General features: G+C 63.9%; 1 protein-coding gene. It reads right to left on the bottom strand.

Annotated elements, in window-relative coordinates; all coding sequences use genetic code 11:
• Window positions 1-71: 71 nt before the first annotated feature.
• The coding region (locus AC3WLT_RS37265; protein ID WP_492596542.1) for a DUF2345 domain-containing protein at window positions 72-668 on the bottom strand (597 nt) is incomplete at its 5' end.

Genomic DNA, 668 nt, shown 5'->3' with positions numbered 1-668 from the left:
GGTCGGTCAGCGCGAGGTTGGTTGACGTCGTGCCCGCAACGGGCAGAAAGGGAGGGCTGATAATCATCGTCTTAGCGCGACATGTTGTAGAGGTTCCTAACGGTCAGTTTGCCTTGCGGCAAATTGGGCAGCGCGTTTTCAAAATTCGCGGGCCCCTCGAAGGTGAACGACGCCGCCTTGATCCGGAACTCGCCTGGACAGTGGAACACGATGCTGCCGTCCTCGATCGTGAGCGCGGCGCCGCCGCTGGCCATGACTGCCTTCGTATTCCCGGCCACCAGCACGTCCTGGCTCGCGCTCGCCACGCGTAGCTGTTTGTCGGCTATGAGATCCATCGCATCGCTTTGCGCCTGAATCTCAACCTTGCCCCTAGCGGCAAAAATCTTCAGCCCGAACTTGTGCGCGCACAGCGAAATGAGGTCGCCCGCCGCCAGCGTGAAGCGCTTGACTGCGCTGACATCGACGTGCCTGCCCGCCGTCACCATCACGTTCTCGCTGGCGGCCTGCTGGATCGAACGCGGCGTCACCAGCGCGATACCGCCGGGCGCACTGGCGATGAGCCCCGCGCTCCTGAGCTGGTCCAGCGCGTCTATCAGGCTCGACTGCGTGGCCTTGTCGGCCGGCGTTGCTTTCGCCTGCGTGGTCGCATCCACCAGCGCGGTGACGCG

This window comes from Paraburkholderia sp. FW306-2-2C-D06C (assembly GCF_058781505.1).
Note: the sequence above shows the minus strand (reverse complement) of the source record. Positions and strands in the feature narration are given on the sequence as shown.